The organism is Bacteroides cutis, from assembly GCF_900241005.1.
Lineage (GTDB): Bacteria > Bacteroidota > Bacteroidia > Bacteroidales > Bacteroidaceae > Bacteroides > Bacteroides cutis.
Genome location: NZ_OEST01000001.1, coordinates 89,109 through 109,120, shown reverse-complemented (window position 1 = coordinate 109,120; position 20,012 = coordinate 89,109). Strand labels below are relative to the sequence as shown.

General features: G+C 42.8%; 14 protein-coding genes and 1 pseudogene. 4 read left to right on the top strand and 11 right to left on the bottom strand.

From position 1 onward, the window contains the following. The first annotated feature begins 263 nt into the window (after positions 1 to 263). From C1A09_RS00500 to C1A09_RS00485, 4 genes are all read left to right on the top strand, one after another. Positions 264 to 1,385, top strand: a complete 1,122-nt coding sequence (locus C1A09_RS00500; RefSeq protein ID WP_101541802.1) for an OmpA family protein — start codon at positions 264 to 266, stop codon at positions 1,383 to 1,385. A gap of 180 nt (positions 1,386 to 1,565) precedes the next feature. Further along, complete coding sequence (locus tag C1A09_RS00495) at positions 1,566 to 2,129, top strand: cob(I)yrinic acid a,c-diamide adenosyltransferase (RefSeq protein ID WP_101542399.1); 564 nt, start codon at positions 1,566 to 1,568, stop codon at positions 2,127 to 2,129. Positions 2,130 to 2,201: 72 nt separating this feature from the next. Continuing rightward, positions 2,202 to 2,423, top strand: a complete 222-nt coding sequence (locus tag C1A09_RS00490) for a DUF2795 domain-containing protein (RefSeq protein WP_002558131.1) — start codon at positions 2,202 to 2,204, stop codon at positions 2,421 to 2,423. Positions 2,424 to 2,548: 125 nt separating this feature from the next. Next, positions 2,549 to 4,981: a DEAD/DEAH box helicase gene (locus C1A09_RS00485; protein WP_101541801.1), complete on the top strand. Its 2,433-nt coding sequence runs from the start codon at positions 2,549 to 2,551 to the stop codon at positions 4,979 to 4,981. Between the two features lie 119 nt (positions 4,982 to 5,100). Here C1A09_RS00485 and C1A09_RS16445 read toward each other — a convergent pair. The 11 genes and pseudogenes from C1A09_RS16445 to C1A09_RS00435 all read right to left on the bottom strand — a co-directional run. Next, positions 5,101 to 5,199, bottom strand: a pseudogene (locus C1A09_RS16445) (DUF488 family protein, N3 subclade); the annotation flags it as partial. Between the two features lie 10 nt (positions 5,200 to 5,209). Next, a complete protein-coding gene (locus C1A09_RS00480) occupies positions 5,210 to 5,413 on the bottom strand; it encodes a hypothetical protein (protein WP_233519835.1) in 204 nt (67 codons plus the stop codon). 144 nt (positions 5,414 to 5,557) lie between these two features. Continuing rightward, the gene (locus tag C1A09_RS00475) at positions 5,558 to 6,067 is read right to left on the bottom strand and encodes a GNAT family N-acetyltransferase (RefSeq protein WP_101541800.1); all 510 of its coding nucleotides are present in this window, start codon (positions 6,065 to 6,067) and stop codon (positions 5,558 to 5,560) included. 34 nt (positions 6,068 to 6,101) lie between these two features. Further along, positions 6,102 to 6,719, bottom strand: coding sequence for an HU family DNA-binding protein (locus C1A09_RS00470; RefSeq protein WP_101541799.1), 618 nt, complete (start codon positions 6,717 to 6,719; stop codon positions 6,102 to 6,104). 224 nt (positions 6,720 to 6,943) lie between these two features. Beyond that, positions 6,944 to 8,731 (bottom strand): right-handed parallel beta-helix repeat-containing protein, encoded by a 1,788-nt coding sequence (locus tag C1A09_RS00465; protein ID WP_101541798.1) that lies wholly within the window; start codon positions 8,729 to 8,731, stop codon positions 6,944 to 6,946. A gap of 38 nt (positions 8,732 to 8,769) precedes the next feature. After that, entirely contained in the window at positions 8,770 to 10,941 is a 2,172-nt protein-coding gene (locus tag C1A09_RS00460) for an alpha-N-acetylglucosaminidase (protein WP_101541797.1), read from the bottom strand. Positions 10,942 to 10,977: 36 nt separating this feature from the next. After that, positions 10,978 to 13,185 (bottom strand): beta-N-acetylglucosaminidase, encoded by a 2,208-nt coding sequence (locus C1A09_RS00455; protein ID WP_101541796.1) that lies wholly within the window; start codon positions 13,183 to 13,185, stop codon positions 10,978 to 10,980. A gap of 161 nt (positions 13,186 to 13,346) precedes the next feature. Further along, a complete protein-coding gene (locus C1A09_RS00450; protein WP_101541795.1) occupies positions 13,347 to 14,945 on the bottom strand; it encodes a DUF4998 domain-containing protein in 1,599 nt (532 codons plus the stop codon). Between the two features lie 130 nt (positions 14,946 to 15,075). Beyond that, positions 15,076 to 16,704, bottom strand: a complete 1,629-nt coding sequence (locus tag C1A09_RS00445) for a DUF4998 domain-containing protein (protein WP_101541794.1) — start codon at positions 16,702 to 16,704, stop codon at positions 15,076 to 15,078. Positions 16,705 to 16,730: 26 nt separating this feature from the next. After that, on the bottom strand, positions 16,731 to 17,984 hold the full coding sequence (locus C1A09_RS00440) for a DUF5000 domain-containing lipoprotein (RefSeq protein ID WP_180949152.1): 1,254 nt from the start codon (positions 17,982 to 17,984) through the stop codon (positions 16,731 to 16,733). Between the two features lie 19 nt (positions 17,985 to 18,003). Then, positions 18,004 to 20,010, bottom strand: coding sequence for a RagB/SusD family nutrient uptake outer membrane protein (locus C1A09_RS00435; protein WP_101541792.1), 2,007 nt, complete (start codon positions 20,008 to 20,010; stop codon positions 18,004 to 18,006). Positions 20,011 to 20,012: the final 2 nt, after the last annotated feature.

Sequence of the window (20,012 nt, the reverse complement as noted above, 5' to 3'; positions counted from 1 at the left end):
CTTCTTTCTCCCTTTTCAAACAGAGAGCGAAAATTCCGGAACGAAATTTCTTTGAGTGGAATTACTTCATTTTAAAATTGATTTATGGATAGAAAATTTACTGGTTGACACATAATCCTTGATAAACCAGTTATAGACATCTGTCTGTGAAGATAGGTACATTTTCACAACCGTGAAAATAATAGTGTTGAAGAAGGAGAGTGTGATTGGTACATACTCTCCTTCTTTTTTATTAAAGTTATATATCATAAAAATATTTGATTATGGACATGAAAAAAAGTTTGCTTTTCGTGGCTTGCGGGTTCAGTGCGGTGATTGCTTTTGGACAAAGCGAGTTCCATTCCTTGGATAAAACAAAGGATGATGGTAAAATTGTTTTTAATCCACATTGGCAAATGCAGTTACAGATGGGAGCTGCACATACCATTGGTGAGGCTGGTTTTAAAGACCTGATATCTCCTGCGGCCGCTCTGTCTGCCGGATATCAGTTTACTCCTGTATGGGGATTGCGTGCCGGAGTAAGTGGATGGCAAGCCAGAGGCGCTTGGGTAACCCCTTTCAGTAAGTATAAATTCAATTATCTACAAGGTAATGTAGACGCTACGCTTGACTTGAGTAACCTGTTTTGTGGATATAATTACAAGCGTTTTTTCGACGCTTATTTGTTCTTAGGTATGGGTATCAATGGAGCTTTCAACAATGATGAGGCTGTAGCCATAAATGATGCCGGATGTCATCTGGAATATTTATGGCGTGATAATAAAATAAGCGTTGCGGGTAGAGGAGGTCTCGGTGCGAATTTACGTCTGGCAGAGCGATTATATCTCAATCTGGAAGTAAATGCTAACCTGCTTACGGATAAGTTCAACTCCAAGAAAGCAGGTAATTCTGACTGGCAATTCAATGCTTTAGCGGGATTTACCATTAAATTTGGAAAGACCCATAAAAAGATGACCCCTGTTCGTCGTGAAGAACCTGCCCCTCAACCTCCCGTAGAAACTAAACAGGTAGAAAAACCTGTAGCATTGTCAGAAAATAAAGTGGAGGAGAAAAAGGCGGAACTACAGTCTGTGAGACAGAATATTTTCTTTGCCATCAATTCGGCTGTCATTCGTCCTTCGGAAAAGAGTAAAATTGATGAATTGGTTTCTTTCTTACAAAAGAACGAAAAAACAACAGTCACTATCTGTGGATATGCAGATGCCGCGACAGGAACAGCCACCATCAATGAAAGACTTTCTAAACAACGCGCACAAATCGTAGCGGGTACTTTACAAGCTAAAGGTATTACAGGCGATAGAATAAAAGTTGACTTTAAGGGAGATAAGGAACAACCTTTCCCTGTTGTAGAAGAAAATCGTGTAACAGTCTGCGTTGCAGAGTAAGTAGTATACTGTTTAGGAAGGTTGCCTATTGCGTTGTTTTAGGCTGCACATGCAATGAAATATTGGAATATATTTTTTTAGTACAGGCAACCTTCCTTTCTCAACTTTTCTTCCCTCTTTTTGTTCATTCAGAAAGAATAAGTTACATTTGTGAATAATGTCATAATGAACAAAAGTTTTATGAAAAAAAGCCTTATATATACAAAGACCGGAGATAAAGGTATTACTTCTTTGGTGGGAGGTACACGGGTAGGTAAAACCCATATTCGGTTGGAAGCCTATGGTACGGTGGATGAGCTGAATTCCAATTTAGGACTTCTTGTCACATACCTGTCCGATGAACGTGATCGGAATTTTGTGCAGCAAGTACAGGATAAATTATTCTCTGTAGGTTCGTATCTTGCCACCGACCGTGAAAAGACCGAACTCCATCAAGCCAGTATTATCAGTTCCGAACTGGTGGAAATCATGGAACATGAAATAGACCGTCTGGATGGAATGTTGCCTCCTTTGTCTTTTTTTGTACTTCCCGGAGGGAGCCGTGGAGCGGCGGTTTGTCATATTTGCCGTACAGTCTGCCGACGTGCAGAACGTCGTATTCTTACGTTAGCCGAACAAGTAGAAATCTCCTCTGAATTATTGGCTTATATCAATCGTTTGTCTGATTATTTATTCGTTCTTTCGCGTAAAATTAACCAAGACGAGAAAAAAGGTGAAATATTTTGGAATAATAGTTGTAAGTGAGAGATTTTATTATACTTTTGCCGAAAAATAGAAGATAGGAATTAATATTCACAATTTTAATACTTAGAGACTATGTATTGGACATTGGAATTAGCATCTAAATTGGAAGATGCTCCTTGGCCGGCAACTAAGGACGAACTGATTGATTATGCCATGCGTTCAGGTGCTCCGCTTGAGGTGATAGAAAATCTGCAAGAGATGGAAGATGAAGGCGAGATTTATGAAAGCATTGAAGATATTTGGCCCGATTATCCAAGCAAAGAAGATTTCTTCTTCAACGAGGAAGAGTATTGATATGCTTTGAACGAAACTTGTTCTTGAATTCAGGAACAAGATGAAAAATAGAAGGAGGTAGTTTGAAGGCCCTTACTATGGCTGGATAACTACTTTTTTTCTTTATATACCCCCCCATAATAGTTATGATAGAAACACAAGTAGAAACGGCACGTCGCTTGCCTTTGTTAAAAGAACGGCATTTGTCCGATGATTGTCGGAACGAGATAAAAGAACTATTGAAAGATACATACGGTTACGAACAGTTTCGTAATTTGGAAATCTATGATGATTTGTTCAAAAACAAGGAGACCTTATACATTTCACAAGGCCAGTTAATTGAAAATGTGATTCGTGAAGTGGAAAAGGCGCAAAATGGTGAGACTACGGTGGATAATATACTGTTGACAGCTCCTACAGGTTCAGGAAAATCATTGCTTTTTCAACTTCCCGCCATCTACTTGGGAAATGAATATAACTTACTGACTATTGTGGTTTCTCCTCTGAAAGCCTTGATTGTAGACCAGGTGGAAAGTTTGCAGGATATAGGCTATAAGCGTGTGGCGTATGCCTCTTCCGATCTTTCACCGGAACAAAAGGCCGATGTATACAGGCAGGTACACGATGGAGAAATTGATTTGTTCTATCTTTCGCCTGAGCTGTTGCTCTCATACGATATCAAGCATTTTGTGGGTGAACGCCGTATCGGGCTGGTTGTAGTGGATGAAGCGCATACAGTGACTACATGGGGTAAAGAATTCCGTGTGGATTATTGGTTTTTGGGACGCTATCTGAACTTGTTGAAACAGAACCTCGGATATAATTTTCCTTTGTTTGCATTGACTGCTACGGCAGTATGGAACCCTAAGGGTGGTAATGATATGGTATTTGAAACCATCCGTTCATTGCAGATGGAACCCTGTGTGCTCTATGTCGGCACGGTGAAACGACGTAATATCGGTTTTGATATCCGTCAACTTACGATGGAAGAAGGTGAAACCTACGATAAAGCGAAACAACGGGCTATAGCGGCGCGTGTAGAGGGCTTTTTGGATGGACATAAAACGTTGCTTTACTATCCTTTTGCCGGGGGTATCGATATGCGGTTGAAAACATGGGTTCGTTCTACCGATTGGCATTTGGTGGCTTCTTACTATGGAAAGAAAGATAAGGAGCAGAAAGCTGCGATTGTCCAAGAGTTTAAAGAAGGCAGCAAACGGATGATTGTAGCAACAAAGGCCTTCGGTATGGGTGTGGATATCAGCGACATTGATCGTGTCTATCATGTGGCTCCTTCCAGTACTTTTGTAGATTATATCCAGGAGATAGGACGTGCCGCCCGTGATTCCGATGTGCAAGGTGTTTCGGCTGCAGATTACCATGAACGTGATTTTTACTATATGAAGCGTCTGCATCAGACGGGGAATATTGCGCAGGAACAGTTGGGACTTATCCTGAAGAAACTTATGGAAGTGCACAAGATGAAAGGTGATAAACCGGAAATGTTGGTTTCTTTGTCCGATTTTGAGTTTGTTGTAAAACTGCCGCGTACCAAGAATAAGCTTGAATATGAAGCCGAATTGGGACAGCTGATCAAGACTGCGCTACTGTGGCTGGAGGAAGACCTTGCACATCGCTACGGGGAATATCTGTTGGAGGTAAGTCCCCAAAATCTGTTGACCGAGGGATACATACAAGATAAGACGGGTGATATCTTTATCCGTGAGTTCTCTGATTATCTGACGAAAATAGAAGGTGAAGAAGGGGTGTACAGGGCACGTTTGGAGAAGATTTGGGAAGAACGTTTCCCGGAACTGGGATATAAGGAATTTAAACAAAAACTGAATAACGGAACTCTATGGGAAGGAGCCCGTGCCGTATCCGTAGGTAAACATGAAGTCTTGCTAAAAGAAGATACGGCAGTTATCCGTCAGCGTATGGATGCCCTTTTCAGTAGCTTGATTGCCATGTTGAAAACTGCCTTGCTGAAGAGTAAAGGCCGTTTTGATGAAGAAGAACTGCGTGCCGTTTTTGCCGAGCATGGCATGGACGTACCGTCTGCCAAACGTTTCATCGGTTCTCTTTTGGAGAGCCGCACGGAAGAAGGACGTAGCGTTAGTTACATTAGCAGTGTGAAGAAGAAAGACTCCAACGAACTTTCTTTTACCGTAACCAAAGGTTTTGATTTGCTTCTTTCACGCTATCAGAAGTTATTTACTCAGCGCATCGTAGGCAGTAAGGGAGATCGGTTGTTGTTCTATTGTACCCCGTTCTCCGATTTGAATATGCTGCTTAACCTGCTTTCCATGCTCGACTGTCTGTCGTTTAGCGTAGAGGGCGGTGGTACGCCTTGCGTACATATCAGTTTCTACAATCCGGAACTTTTACATCAATTGGCCGATTCCGGTGAGTATCATAATCTTATCCTGGATACCAACGAGCAAATATTTGAAGAACAGATTGAACTATTCTCTTTCTTTTTCGGTACTGACCGCCTGACTAATGAGCAACGTTGGGGTTTTGTAGAAGACTACTTTACAGGTATGAATGTGAAAGATCTGAAGAAGAAGTATTCTTGAAGTAATATCCATTTTTAGATTATTTCCTTGTAGGAATGGAATTTATTGAAGGTGAGTCTGCAGGAACTGCCGGAGAATGAGTAATATCCTTTTCCCCATGCATCATATTTCAGATACTACTTTTTCATGCCGCGAGGCTACAGACGGTCTACCAATACACGGTAGCCGTCTGTGGTCTCGGGAGTCTCATATACCCGTCTGATATTAATCTGTGTCATGACCGTTCTTTTAATTCTTTTTCCAGAAGGATGGCACGTGGAAATACGATATTTTTTCCAGATGAATATGTCGGTGTAATGCCGCTTCGAAATCCTTTAGCTGTTTGAGCACGAACCGATAGCTGTTGCAGGCATCTTCTGGGACTTTATATCCGTTAGTCAGCTTCTCGATATGGTAATAACGTTCACCTTCGGTATCATGTTCCGCCATCATTACATCAATAGGAACTTTGATACTTTCCGCATGGAAAGGAGGAATTCTTTTTTTAACTTTTATATTTCCTGCTGAGCAGTGGAACTTTTTGTTCTATCTACAATTCGGGAGCATGGAATGTCTGAAAGATTAGCATTATTTGAGTTAACTTATCCTGTCTTGGTTCTCTATTTTCTGGAAAGCCAGTCTCTCATCTCCGTTGGCGAGGAAGATGATACCACAATATTGAAAGCCATGTTTCTTCAAGATATATTGCAGTATATGATTGTCCCTGTGTGTATCGGCGCGCAAGTTAGGTATTTGTTCATAGCACCATTGCAAACAGGCGGCAGATACCCCTTTACTGTCCTCCGTGCTGGCCAGACGATGAATGACGCCGTATGGTTGTGTATCTTCCACCCATGCCCCGTCATAAATACGTGCGTAGGTAGGGTCGTTTCCTTTGATAAAAGTAAAAGTCCCGGCAATTGTTCCTTCATCAATGCATACGTAACTGTTTCCGCTCTGAATATCTTTCGTAATTAGTTCCACGGAAGGATAATTCCCTGTCCATTGTTTCATATTTCCATCTTTCCTCATGATACGTTTGGCCTGTCCGAAGATGTCCATAAGCGTACTTATTTCTGTAAGTTGCGTCTTTCTGATTGTTATCATGGCTATGTCTTTAAGCAGAATATTGGTTACTCCGTTAATTATTGCCGTAATATCCTTTTCCGGGCATGTATATCGGTTGTGTCAATCCACCTTGGTTATCCAGTTTCCCTTCGCTACGCAGGCGGCGTAGATGGCGCATGGCAGTACTCTTCGGCATTCTACACAAATCTTGAAAATCCGTTCTTCTCAAAAATTGGTGGGTTTTGAAGTACTCCGTCAGTTGCCGGTCAATTTCTTCATTTGACAGGCGTTTGAACTCTAGGCTTCCTTTCAGACATTTCACTTTTAGGATACCGAATTCACTTTTCAATGTCCGGTCTGCACGAAATTTGATAGCTTTCAACTTTACTTTTGCCAACTTTCGTTTGGTGGAAGCGGTCACCGGTTCGGTAGAGGTCAGGCAAGGATAGAAGTAGCCGATCCCGTCCAGATGTACTTGTCTGCCTTCGGCAAGTTCTTTGCCCATGATATGCGAAAGGGCATCAAGCGCTGCAGAGACATCAGTCTCAGTCAGCGAACAACGTTCCTGAATGCGATGGCGTAGTACGTCGGTTCCTACCGAACCGTTCAGTTTGATGCGCGGATGCAGTGTTTTTTCTTCTTCTTTGTTAGCGGGCTTAGGATCCTCGTACCAGTCAAATAGTATTGCCATTGTTTTTGTTTTTTAATAACATGTATTGTTAATGTCAAGTCCTGATACGAAAGGTGTCAGATCCTGTACTTTGTTCTTGTTTCACTTTAGTGAACGATCCTGTTCACTGCAGTGAACAGTTCTGTCCATTGAGGTGAATAGTTCTGTTCACTGTAGTGGAGCGTTCGTGAAGACAAAGCAAAGTTACGATAACCTTAAAGGATAAACAAATAAATTCCTGTCATTTATTCCATTATCCTTACCCTGTTGACCTTCTCCAGCCAGAAGCGGCTACGGTTCCAGTGCAGTGGTTTATATTCGTTGTTATATTTGATGATGTTATTACGGAATATCAGACCGTCCACCGACTTGGCATACAGGATGGGTGCATCGAACGTATCGAATTCGTTCGCTTCGATGAGGATACTGCCTTCCTTGCCACCGTGGAAAAAGAGCTTCTGTCCTTCCAGGTCCGGAATTTCGGGATAGATGGAAATGATGGCGTTGGTGAACTGAAACTGGTTGGTCAGCGCATTGATGAAACGGTTCTTGCGGATGAGTACGTCACGGCAAGCGCCGGTTTCATACCAACCGTTGCAATCGCCGCATAGCAGGATGGCAGCCCCTGAGGTGTGATCAAAGAGATTGTTCTCTACCACTACTTTCTGCGGGGTACTGAAGAGGGTGCCACGGGCACGGTTGTTGCGGATAGTATTTCCACTGAATTCTACTTCGGGAGTCCAGGTGAGATTTTCAATGCCGAAACCTTCCTGTGCGCTGATTGTCGGGTCGATAGCGTCGCGGAAGGTTATCTTGAATTCGCGGGCTCCTGCCACTTGTTTCCGGTCAAAAGGAACGATGGCGGTAATACGGTTGGGACGTCCGGTTATCTCCATGGTTTTGGAACGTACAAACTGGACACTGTCTCCTGCTTCACCCCATTTGAAACCCCATGACTGACTGTGCATGTAGCGGCCTACGAGAGTGTGGTTATCAATTTGTTTCACTACTTTCAGATAAGTACCGTGTACGTTGATAGCATCGTCCATCATTCCTTCGTACAGGCCGTTGCGGGAAATGATTTTTCCTTTGCAGCCCGAGAAGTGAGTGGCGTCTGCTTGCGTGGTGAAATAGCGCGGGTCGTTGTCTCCTTTCAGGCAGATGCCGAAACCTTCAAGTGTAAGGTTGTCGCATAACTGGGCGAGGAGTCCCATGCCTTCGGCATAATGTACTTTTACATTATTAATAAGAGTATTACGGTTTTCGCTGAGGAAGATACCCGGAGTGGGACGGGACCATATACGCATGGCTACTGTAGTACCCGGTATAAGGCGGCTGTCTTTCCAGCGAGGAGCGATGAGAGTGCCGTCTTTGGTGACGGAAACTCCTTTTGTAGAGAAAGACAGGTCGCTGGTATTGTAAACAATGTGACGGGTTTCCTCTTCAAAAGCAATACCGGTAGAAGGTTGCGCAGTCCAGCCATTACCATAGGACTCGAAGATCGAGTCTTTGGTGATACGCCAATTCACCCAGGGAGCAGGTTTGAAGGTGATACCTTTTTCTGCATTGTTTTCCAGTATTTGTATCTGGGTGATGTGCGGGATAGCGAAGTCGATGCTGAAGTCACGCAACGTACAGTTTTCGGAATGGAGCAAAGAGAGCGGCAGCATTCGTCCGTGGAAGATAAATTCGGCACCGTTCCCCTCCAGAGTGAAGTGTTTGAAACCTTCCAATGCAATCCCCACTCTCTTGGGATTGATCTGGTCGTGATTGGAGATGTAGTAGATGCGTTCGGCGGAACCTGTTTCGTGGAAGTTGTATTTTCCTTTGGAAAAACGTAATACGATACTATCTTCGGGAGCGCATTCAGACTGGATATGCTTGATGACTCGTTGCAGGACGGGGCTGGCATTTTTCTTACTGTCGGCTTTCAGTCCCATTCGTGAGAGGTCGTAGATACGCTCGGCGGCGTTTAGGCTGCTCATACTGCCTGCAATGACGAGACAGAGGTATAAGGCTTTCTTGAAGTTCATTTTATTTAATTGATAGTTGATAATTGGGGGACTTGTAATTAGTAACCGGTAATCTTTACGGTCTCTATGCAATCCCCTTCTTTTACAGGGGAATAGAAATTGTGTTGTAAAGTCCAGGGTTCTTCCAGCGAATAGTAATCTATTTCATGGGCGGGGTCATTGTCGGGAAGATTGTTGAGACGGTCGAGCCAGGTTTTCCAACGTAGATAATAGAAATCTTTCAGTAAACCGTTCCATTCCTTGTGGGCATAGTCGTGCAGACCTCCATCATCGGATGCCAGGCGGTTACCCCATGTGGTGATTTGTACACGGGCGTTCCACTCCAGCCAGTCTTTCTCTTCCGGAGTGTGACCCAGGTTGCGGGCTTGTTCTATCCATCGGCCTACCTTGAATTCGGGACGGGTGGCAAGCAGGCGGTCTTGCTGCAAGAGCAGTTCGAGGAAACGGTCGGAAGCCAAGCGAAGCAACGGTTTGTCTCCGGCATCGTATGCCGCTTGGATTACTTTGTAAATCAGACGTCCTTTTTCGGCTACGGCCTGGCGGGTGATGTCAATCAGATCGTATTCAAAATTATTGTTCCCTTTGAACTGTCGGGCTTCTTCCAGAAATAGGCGTGCGGCACGGAGCACGTCGTGGGGATTATAGTAGTCGGACATTTCGGACCAGCTGGAGACCTGATAAACATTCAGAGCGGGGCGGGCACAGAAGATGGATTCATGCGTGCCTTGTTGGGTGGAGCGGGGCGGGCAGTTGTAGACGGAGTTGCCCAGCAATACCCATGCTTCCAATAGCCGGGGGGTACATTTGCCATAGCGGGCGGAAATATATCCTTCCAGCCATTCGTCTTTGGAGAAACCGGAAGGCCGCCAGGGCAGTTCGCAGAGCAGTTCGTACATCACGGGGTTGTTTTCCGAGCCTTCCATGGTCATTCCTATTCCTTTCATTGTACTTCCGAAGGGGCTTTCAACGGCTTTATAGTATTCATCGATGACGTGTTGCATCTTGCCGTGCAAGCCTACATTGCCACCGTAGTTCAGCAGCATGCAATAGAGCCATTGATGGTTGTCGAAACCGTTCTTCCGATACCAGGCGGAGTTGGGGTCGCCCCATTGCGGACGGCTTTCGGAGTAAAGGTCGAGTACAAGCATATCGCCCCGGGGAATGTTCTTTATCATCTGCGCGCGTGGGTTGGCGCCCCATGCCTGTATTACCCAGATGGAATTCCGGCTGTTCTCTTTCATTGCTTGCCAGATGGCTTGTCCGGCTGCATCCAGATTGACACCCGCTACATTGCCTCCTTCGTGAAAGGGATCCATGCTGTAAAAGTCTGCTTTACCATACAGACGGTTCATTTCTTTATAGTACAAAGCGGCTATTTCCTTGAAACGGGTATCAGTAGGTTGCAGGAAAGCAGGACGGTGGTATCCGTTCCATTTACCCGGATTGGCCACGTTCACTCCTAATTTTTCTTTGGCATTGTGTGGAAGCATACCCGAATATCCCGGCAGTACGGGATGGATACCGTACTCTCGCATACGTTTCAATATTTTCTTTTGAAGGGCGATGCGGTCTTCATACCAGGAGTCGGTATTCGGTCCGCCCCATCCTTCGAGATTGTTCATCAGCCACCAGGCCTGGAAGGCGGGACCTGCCACAAACTCGTTTACTTCTTCTTTGGAGTAACCTAACTTTGAGAGTACGTTGCGCCAGACGGCATCCGTTCCTACCAGTGCCAAAGACAGGTTGATACCGTGCAAGGCCATCCAGTCAATCTCTTGTTCCCAACGCTTCCAGTCCCAGAATGCCATGGTATAAGAGAAAGTGCAATAGTTGAAGTCATAGCGGTAGATGGATTTTGTATCGTGTCTTTCTTTATGGAGGACGGGAGGGAGTATGGCGGGAAGTTCGGCAGTCATATTGTTCCAAGAAAGATGGATACCTGCATGGTATTTAAGATACCAGTTCAGCCCTACGGCTATACTGATATAGTTGTTCCCACGGATGACAACTTTTGAGCCTTTTTGATCCAGCTCAAAGAAATCTTTATCTTCGTTGTTGGAGGACGAAAAAGGGGATGTAGCCTGTTCAATGATGAATTTACCGGAAGACCCTGGCGCAATTCTTTCTAACAGCCCCTGTACAGGAGACATGGCAGAGATAATGGGAAGAAGGCAAGACAACAAAATACAAGATATGGATAATCGTTTCATAATCAATTTAGTCTCAGGGTTTATCTATTAATTAAACTATTTTTCCCTTAGGCGAAATGCTTTGAAATATACTTTCTGTTCATCGCCGGAAATGTTGGTTAATTTAATCTTTCGTATTTTCATGTCTGCCACAGCAGCTTTCAGCTGTGTGTTTCTTGCTGCTGATTGCAATTCCACGGTTTGCCATTCATTGCCGTCGGGGCTTATTTCCAGTTTGAAGCGTGAACCGATATTTTCCGTTGTCCCCAAGTCTATAGTGAGAGAGAGCAGCCGACGGGCATAGTCCATGGAGAGGGTGAGTGAACCACCGGCTTGCCAGTTGATGACTTCGTTGGACGGAGAGATATTACCCGCTTTCCCTTTTCGTTGCACCGGGAGCTGAGCCAATTGGCTTACATCACTTTCCAGGGTGTAGGGCGTATAAACGGCTTGTGTATCCAGTTGCGCGTAGTTTTGCTTGTTATAGCGTATCGTGGCGATTTCAAACAGTGCATTGAAAGTAGGCACCAGATACTTGCTGCCGCTTTTTATTCCTGATGGATAAGCGGCATCTGTTTCACTCATCAGGGTTTGTAAGGCTTGTGCATGTGCATGACTTCGGACGAAGATATCCTTCTGTTGTTGCAGGCGCATCATGTTCAGTACTTCCTCGCCGTACTCACCTACGAGTTTAAATTGCGTAAGCCAAGGTTTGATTTCGTTTATCAGCGGACGGTTCTCATCTCCGGAGGCCGTTAGCATATCGGCGGAGGTCACGATTTTCCGGCATTCCTCAGCTACCCGGTTATAGGCCGATTCATCTATTTTTCCATTCTCACGGTAAGTTCTCAGCAATGTGGAAAGTGCGGGTTGGATGTCCGCTGACTCATCACGCCGGAAGCCATGTCCGTTCTTACCCAGGTCGGAATTGTGGGAGGCAAAGATCTTAAGATACTCAGCGTGGAGTGGCATAAGGTCTTTGATGGCATGTTGCCAAGAAACATCGCTGTTATAGCTGTACATATTCCATGTGTAATCGGCTATGCTGTAGAGTGCAATCTTGGAAGCTTCGGCATGTTCCATCGGATTGGAGACGAAAGCAGCCATATCGTCTTTGATGTCGAGTCCGTTTCCGTAGACAGCCCCCAACAAAAGGTGGTCGCGTACATAGTCTGAAACAGGGAAGTTCCACCAGATGTAGGCTTTCCGTTTCAGCAGGGGAGTGATAAATTCCAAGGTCGGTTTATCGATATTAGAAACGACACTGTTACCGGTCCACATGATTTCTATACCTTTGTTCAGTTTCTCACCGAGGGTGGTGAGATAACCGCCTTTTATATTTGCCCATGATTTATTATATTCTGTAGGACACATTATCAGAGGAGCTACATCTTTCTTTACCTTTACAAAATGGTCATCGATATAATTCAGTAATTCAGCCTGTCTATCCGCTTTTGTCCCTTCCCCTGAGATATCGTCAAAGAAAACAGCGAAACCACGTACGCCGAGCTGGTACATGCTTTCGAACTTCTGCAACAAGAGTGAGCGGTCTTCTTCGTTCCATCGAATGTCTTGTCCCGGATGGATGGCCCAATAGAAGATAACATTGTTTTCTTTGGCCTTGTCTACAAGTTGTTTTAATTGTTCGGCTTCTTGAGGAGGATAAGGTTTGCGCCAATTGGGAGTGCTATGGTAAGGGTCGTCCTTAGGACCGTAAAGGTAGACATTCATTTTGTTTCGTCCATAGAAATCAAGTTGACGCATACGGGCTTCCTGGCTCCAAGGTGTGCCATAGAAGCCTTCTACTACACCACGATAGGGGATATCGGGATAATCTGTGATCTCTGCCAAAGGTAATTTGTTGAGAGTGAGCAGTTGGGCAAGCGTTTGGACACCGTAATAGGTCCCCCGTTCGTCGGCTCCGGCAATAATAATGCGGTCTTTTTCTATTTTCAGGTAATAGCCTTCCGGCTTTTGTGGAATATGGCGGTCATATTTCTTGATGATTTTATCTCCCTTTATACCTATATATAGAGAGAATGTAGCATTGGATACTTCACCCGGCATTAATGAATGTAATAATGTCAGAGTAGCCCCGCCATGAAGAGAATTGCCGGATAGTACTTGATATTGTTGGGGAATGTTGATTGAATCATCCTGAGTGATATATGCTTGGGGAAGGGGATGTAATTGAAACTCTTGCGCATGAAGCGTTGTAGTTGCCAACAGACTGGAAATTCCCAGTAATAGTAGTTGTTTTCTCATAATAGATATTTTTAAGGATAGTGAATTATGTTACAAAGATGGAGAAAATAATGAATATTATACAATTATTTTAGAATAAATAAAAAGGCCGCTTCTTCACAGGAGCGACCTTTCTTTAAGTCTAATTTCACCAATAAGAAGTATCCCTACTTCCGGTTTCTTTAGTCATGGGGCTGTGGATTAGGGTTTGTATTCTTTTCGTAGATCTTGAAATCGGCCAAATACAAAGACTCATCCTTGATGCCACTGGTAGGGAATTTTCCATTGAAATCTTCCTCTAGTTTACCACCGTAACTACGATAAATACCGAATTTGTTCCGGATATTGGTTGCACCTTTACGCCACATGTCAATATCTGTAAACTTCTTTTCTACAAGCACTTTACCGTCACTGATACGTACCATCTTGATATAATACGAACCATTGTGCGTATAGTAGATTTCAGATGTGACTTGTATCCATTCATCTTCAAAATCGCTTAATGGCAGGTTGTCAATGATCGTTCCTTTGTTGGTATCTTTATTGTCTCCGTTATGGATGACCTGCACACGCGAGTTCTTACCGTTTGTATCGCTGGCACGAGGAGTAATAGTGATGAGTGGAGAACCATTATTACCTTCCTGCGCCTTCAGCTGATGGATGTGAGTGAAACTTTTGGTGGGACGGAACCCTTTAGGTATCTTGAATTTCCATTCTATTCTTTGCCATTCTTCCCAGTTACCATTCATATGATATTTCCCGTCTCCCGTACGCGATTTCATTTCGTTACGCATACGGTCTTCTATTTTACCGCGGTCACCATCTAATATAATGATGTTGCCATTAGCATCACCTGAGGCATGAGAATTAAACTTGAAGACCCATTGCCCCAGTCCTTTGTCTTCTACCACTTCAATATGTGTATCATCGTTATGATCTTTTCCTCCACCATTGTTGGGATGTTCTGTATATTCGAAATTATATTTCTTCATATATGTATCTACGGCTTGCCATCCGATCAATGAGGCGGCAGCTTGCATTTCTGCTTTCAATTCCCAGGGGACTTCTCCGCTGGTGTTAACTGTAATCTGGGTCGGTGCGGCTTTGACTTCGTCAATGGCTCCATTGGGTAGGTAGACAGTAGTTATTTCTAATTTTCCATTTTCAGGAAATTCCTGCAGTGTTACAGTTCCTGCTTTATCAGATTCAGATGTCACCTCTTTCTGCTCACCGTTTACATTGGTATATTTCAAGATATACCTTACCACATCCTTATAGTTATCTGACCAGCTGAAGTTTAAGATATAATTTGTAGGATTCCACTCAACATTGGTTATAGCGGGATTCTTCAGGCCGGAGATATATTTATTACCATAAACATTGACAGGTGATCCTATCCATTTAGGGGAATTCATCTTTTTATCTTCAGAGTAAGCGACGAAGCTGAAAGTGAGTGTACCCTCTTCTATGTTATCGATGTAGAATTCATTGGACTTTTCTGCTTGTGAAACAGTCATTGCAACCACAGCAGACTTCTTTTCACTTCCTGCAGCCCAAGTTACTTCGCATTGTTTTGCACGTGAGTCAGAATACTTATATTCCACCTTTATCCGTTGATTTCCGGGATATACCTTAATGTCATCGAACTTCTCCAGACTGACTTTTTCTTCCTCTTTCGGGGGAGTGACCGGCTCTTCCGGTTCATTCTTCGAGTCTGAACAAGCTAGTACCAGACATCCGGCAATCCAACCTATTAACAACTTCTTGTACCAGTTTCTCATATACTATCTCCCTTTTTATGGTTATATAAAATATTGTGCAAGGTCTTAAAAAAAGAAGAGTGTCAAAAATTGATAACATTATTCCTTTTGTCTATTTTTTGACACTCTTCAAATTTATTTTACGAGTTTACTAAGGCTTTACTGCAACCGGATTGTCATTGTTCTGGTTTTTCTCAAAGATCCTTATACCGTCCAGATATACAGATTCTGTTTCAATACCGGTAGTCGGGAACATACCTTTAAAGTTATCTTTGATTTTACCTTTGAACCATCGGCGGATACCGAAGTAAGCACGCATATCGATACAGTTCTCACGCCACAATTCAACATTGGTCTTTGAATAATCTACGATAACCTTACCATCGCTGACGCGTTCCATCTTGACTTTCAATGTGCCTTGATAAGAATAAAGAACTTCAATGGTGATATGTACCCATTCATTTCTGAAATCGTCCATATTTAATTTGTCAACCAATTTTGCATTGTTTCCGTTTGCTTTCAAATTACCGTTATGCACAATCTGGAAACATGCATTCTTTCCGTTTTTATCATCTCCATTAGCGTTAAGAGCGATTACGGCATTACCTTTTCTCTCTCCACCATCTTCTTTGGGAATAAGATAGAAAAGATGATTACGTTCATTAATAGGCTTGAAATCTGCCGGTATCTTCATGTACCAATCATAAATCACAGTTTCACCATAGTTACCACAAACATCATGGTTACCGGCACCGCTTTGCGGACTAAACTGATTGACTTGGCGGTCTTGATTGTTACCTGCATCCATGGCATCATCCAAGCACTTGATACTTCCGTCTTCGTTGGCTTCTGCATGTGCTGTAAGTTTAAATACATACTTACCTCTGGCTGCATCGTTCACGAATTCAATATGGCTACCAATATCGCTAGGGCTATTTTTACTTGCATTATTTCCTTCCGGATGTTCAACATAGTCATATTTGAACTGTTTCATGTAAGTATCTGCATCTTGCCAGGTTGTCCATGTAGCAGCCTCTTGGGGTACTGTCATGTTAGCTGTTAGAGCCCAAGGCTTTTCACCTTCTGCTGCTGTACTGAACGGTTTACTGAATGGAGTGATAAACTCATCAATGGCACCTTCTGCAGGAAGATAGACTGTAGCGTATGTGAAGGAACCGAATTCGGGGAAATCAGGTAATACGGCCTTTTTTTCCTTATTTACTTCTGCTCTTACTTCACGTTCTTCACCATTTACGTCAGTATATTTAAGTATATAGGCTACTGCACCTTCATAGTTGCTGGTCCAGTACAGAGTTAGTGCCTGTTCTATCGGACTAAAACTGTAGGAACTAACGTTTGTGTTTAGTAATGTAGATACATAATTGTCTCCATAAACCGTAGCACTAACACTTGTTTTCAATGAGGGATACTCTAAATCTGCTGTACAAGTATTGAAGTCAAAACTGATGGTTGTTTCTTCCAAATTTTCTATAAAGAAAGAATTGGGTGTTTCACCGGTTGTGTTGGTTATATCCACTACTTTAGTTTCTTTACCCATATTCCAGGAGATTTGGCACTTAGCTACTTTAGGGTCAGTTACCCAATAGTCCACACGTACCCGATATCGTCCGGAGAAGATTTTTACAGAATCAAATTTCGCTGAATAAATTGTTTCTCCTTGTTGTAGATATTTGTCATGCAGATCGTTCATGTCCGAACAAGCGACAATGGCCACTCCTGAGAGGACAAACATCAACATCTTAATATACCATTTTTTCATAATGTCTTACTTTTAATTAATTTGGCTTATTCTGCACTCTCTTCGCCGTTTCCCTCGCCGTATCCTTCGGGTTGCCCCCACATTTCCAATTCGGAAATGTGGATCATTTCCGTACCGCCCCAAGTTTCAAGAATATCGAAACGAATGTAACGTACATCTGTAGCAAGTTCTACAGGAAATGTGAATTCTTCACCACCTGGGCCACGTAATTCATCCTCTTGAGAAGCCTGTTCTAAAGGAAGTCCAGAAGGTTTATATGATTCAAAATAACCTAAGAAAATCCATTGGTCATCAGGATTTGTTGCCGTCATAGATACATTTTGGCTCTTCGAACCATATACCTCGAACCGTTTCGGGTTACCATGTTCATAGGCCCAACCATTACCACGTTGGTAAACTTTCATACGGCTCAATGTATATACTTGTCTCATATCAAATGTAAATCGTACGGGGAATGGTTGACCACCTGGAGTATGGAAAAAGTTATTGCTGGCTCCTTTAGCTGCCATATTGATACCATCCCATAGTTTCGTAATAGGATAACTATTTGAATATTGCATATATGGAATATTCGGATCTCCATTCCATTTTTTCCAATATTTGGTTCCATCAATCTTTTCTTCATAAAGAGGGAGGCAATCTTGTGACAATGCGTCTGTTTTATTACCGTATTGATCAGAAATAGTTACAAAAAAAGTAACAGGCTTTGCTTCGAAGCCACGTACAGCTGCCAAACCATCAGCTCCTGAGGAATAGAAATTCTGTACATCTTCCAATACGTCACTCCCTTCAGTAATCGGGGTAGAGACAGAAACGATGATGTCCTTCATTTCCGGATTTTGCCAAGTCAGTTTGGCACCACCAAAGTCACTTGTAACTTTCAAAGTCTCGTATACATCAAAAATCGGTGCACGCTTAGGTGTGAATTTTACGGTTACCGCTTCGGATAAATTTTGACTCTTATCAATGGCATACAATATAGCTGAATGTTCCGTTGCTGAAGCGAAACCCTCCAGGGTGATCTCACGGGCATATCCGGATACCATTACTGACATTTCTTTACCAGTATCTAGTGTATATTTAGCCATTACACCCATTAAATCGGGATCATCGGGAATTGTGTAAGCTAAAGTTACACCACCGCCGAATACTTCTTTTGTAGTGACATTACTTACAGGCCCCGGAGCGATATTGTCAATTGGATATTGTCCGACACTTTCTTCATTGCATGAAGTCATAAAGGCAAGTGCCAAACCTAAAAATAATATATGTTTTTTCATCTTTCTACATTTTAAAATTTTAATAGCCAGGATTCTGAACCAAATTGGGATTGACGTTAATGTCACCCTCTTTGATGGGCCATAAATAATCACGTAAGGAGAAGGATACATTATAAACAGTACGAACCGTATAATAGGATGCATTGTCGGCTCCGTCACAGTTCCATCCTTTGATAGGTTTATTCATTTCTTGCATGATATCATAGCGGTCTACTCGTGAACCACCACTCCAACGTCTCATGTCGTAGTAATAGTGTCCCTCCAAGGCTAACTCAATACAACGTTCCTGATGAATGATATCACGCAGGCCGTTTTTAGTTCTAAATTTATCAGGTTTTGTTGAATATTTTGTCCAACTATCTGCTACACCCTCTAAACCTGCACGTTTACGGATTGGATCAATCCAATTTTCCCAAATATCGGCAGTTGGTTGATCCATAGTTTCATTTAAAGCTTCAGCATATAATAAATAAAGGTCTGCCAAACGCATGTTAGGCCATTGGTAACCAGAAATTGACCATCCGGTTTGGGCTGTATTGAGAGTGGTTTTATAGTTTATCAGCTTTTTAGTGAAATAACCAGTTACTGAATAATACTGTTCACCGCTTCGTCCTGCCGGATTACTTGCCAAATCATCAGGAGTAGACAAACAATGCAGTGTATATTGATAGTTTTCAATACATTCTCCAGAAGGAGCGGTTCCCTGGCTACCTAATCCAAGCCATTTACCACCATTAAATCCCATACTCCCATAAAAACGGGATTCACGATGCATATGTAAATTTGGTACAGTCATACCTGGTTCCATTTCCAGATAGTCTTTTTCAGGAACCGTAGTAGTCATATAGCGATTTTCGTACCAACCGTTTTCGTCCCAGTCTTTATCTTCCTCGATAGGTACTCCATTTTCAGTGTAGAAATTTTCGGCAGTAGCTAAAGTCGGTGTCAACTGTGCTCTTGGATTACGGGCACGAATGGGTAAGGTTATTGCTGGCATAACATAAGTTTGGACATTATTCGTACTGTTTTTAGGATCAGCCCAAATAATTTCCTTATTGTTTTCTTCCTCCGTTATAATCGTAGAAGTTTGTAAGATAAGACGCATCTCCTCCGAAATATTAGGTACGATAGTCAAATCTGGATTATAATCAAACAATTGATGACCTGCTTGATGACAGATATCAACAGCTTCTTTACATGCCTTGGCTGCATCTGCCCAACGTTTTTTTCTTTCTTCCTCTGAACAAGCTGGGAAAAGTTTTACACCACGTGAATCAACAAAATTTTCGTACATTGTATTCTCAGCAAAAAATGGACTGGCAACATGTACCATAATTTTGGCGCGCATAGCTGCAGCAATGGGCAGGGTAATACGTCCGGTTTGGAAGGCGTCGTCGGGGATCAACGGTAATGGAGGTTCCACTATATCCAAGTCTGGATCCTCTACAGCTTCGCCATAAACAGCTTCATTTAATAACTGTATAACATAATCGATACATTCATTTATTGGGGAACGAAATTGGAGTACCGCTTCGGGAGAGGCATCCATTGACAGGTTTTCCTTTTGTAATATGATAGGACCATAATGTTGAATTAATATCCAATGATAATAGGCCTTCAAAAATTTTACTTCAGCTATCCAACGATTGAGTTCAGAGCCGTTTAAATCACGTATTAAGTGAACATTCTCGAGAAAAGTGTTGCATGCTCGAATAGCTTTGTACATATTGTCCCACTGTGCTAGTTTAGGACTGGATACACTATTACCTTCCAAAGTGATTTTTACACCATTCTCACGATTACGGTAATAAGTCGTTACTTCTGTTCCACAAGAACGTCCTATAGAACTTGATTCACTCCCCAAATAGGGTAAATAGGAATAACAGGTAGCTAAATAATTTTCTGCACTGAGTTTGTCACGAAATGCATATTCAATAGTTCCTACCTTCTCAGGAACTACATCCAGATAATTACAGGATGTCACTGTTCCTAATAAAACTAGAATAATCAGATTTTTTATTTTCATAA

Bases quoted from the DNA above. Each gene is read 5' to 3' on its own strand.
- C1A09_RS00465 (WP_101541798.1), bottom strand. From the start codon at position 8,731: ATGAACTTCAAGAAAGCCTTATACCTCTGTCTCGTCATTGCAGGCAGT.
- C1A09_RS00455 (WP_101541796.1), bottom strand. From the start codon at position 13,185: ATGAGAAAACAACTACTATTACTGGGAATTTCCAGTCTGTTGGCAACT.
- C1A09_RS00495 (WP_101542399.1), top strand. From the start codon at position 1,566: ATGAAAAAAAGCCTTATATATACAAAGACCGGAGATAAAGGTATTACT.
- C1A09_RS00500 (WP_101541802.1), top strand. From the start codon at position 264: ATGGACATGAAAAAAAGTTTGCTTTTCGTGGCTTGCGGGTTCAGTGCG.
- C1A09_RS00435 (WP_101541792.1), bottom strand. From the start codon at position 20,010: ATGAAAATAAAAAATCTGATTATTCTAGTTTTATTAGGAACAGTGACA.
- C1A09_RS00450 (WP_101541795.1), bottom strand. From the start codon at position 14,945: ATGAGAAACTGGTACAAGAAGTTGTTAATAGGTTGGATTGCCGGATGT.
- C1A09_RS00445 (WP_101541794.1), bottom strand. From the start codon at position 16,704: ATGAAAAAATGGTATATTAAGATGTTGATGTTTGTCCTCTCAGGAGTG.
- C1A09_RS00470 (WP_101541799.1), bottom strand. From the start codon at position 6,719: ATGGCAATACTATTTGACTGGTACGAGGATCCTAAGCCCGCTAACAAA.
- C1A09_RS00440 (WP_180949152.1), bottom strand. From the start codon at position 17,984: ATGAAAAAACATATATTATTTTTAGGTTTGGCACTTGCCTTTATGACT.
- C1A09_RS00485 (WP_101541801.1), top strand. From the start codon at position 2,549: ATGATAGAAACACAAGTAGAAACGGCACGTCGCTTGCCTTTGTTAAAA.
- C1A09_RS00490 (WP_002558131.1), top strand. From the start codon at position 2,202: ATGTATTGGACATTGGAATTAGCATCTAAATTGGAAGATGCTCCTTGG.
- C1A09_RS00460 (WP_101541797.1), bottom strand. From the start codon at position 10,941: ATGAAACGATTATCCATATCTTGTATTTTGTTGTCTTGCCTTCTTCCC.
- C1A09_RS00475 (WP_101541800.1), bottom strand. From the start codon at position 6,067: ATGATAACAATCAGAAAGACGCAACTTACAGAAATAAGTACGCTTATG.
- C1A09_RS00480 (WP_233519835.1), bottom strand. From the start codon at position 5,413: ATGATGGCGGAACATGATACCGAAGGTGAACGTTATTACCATATCGAG.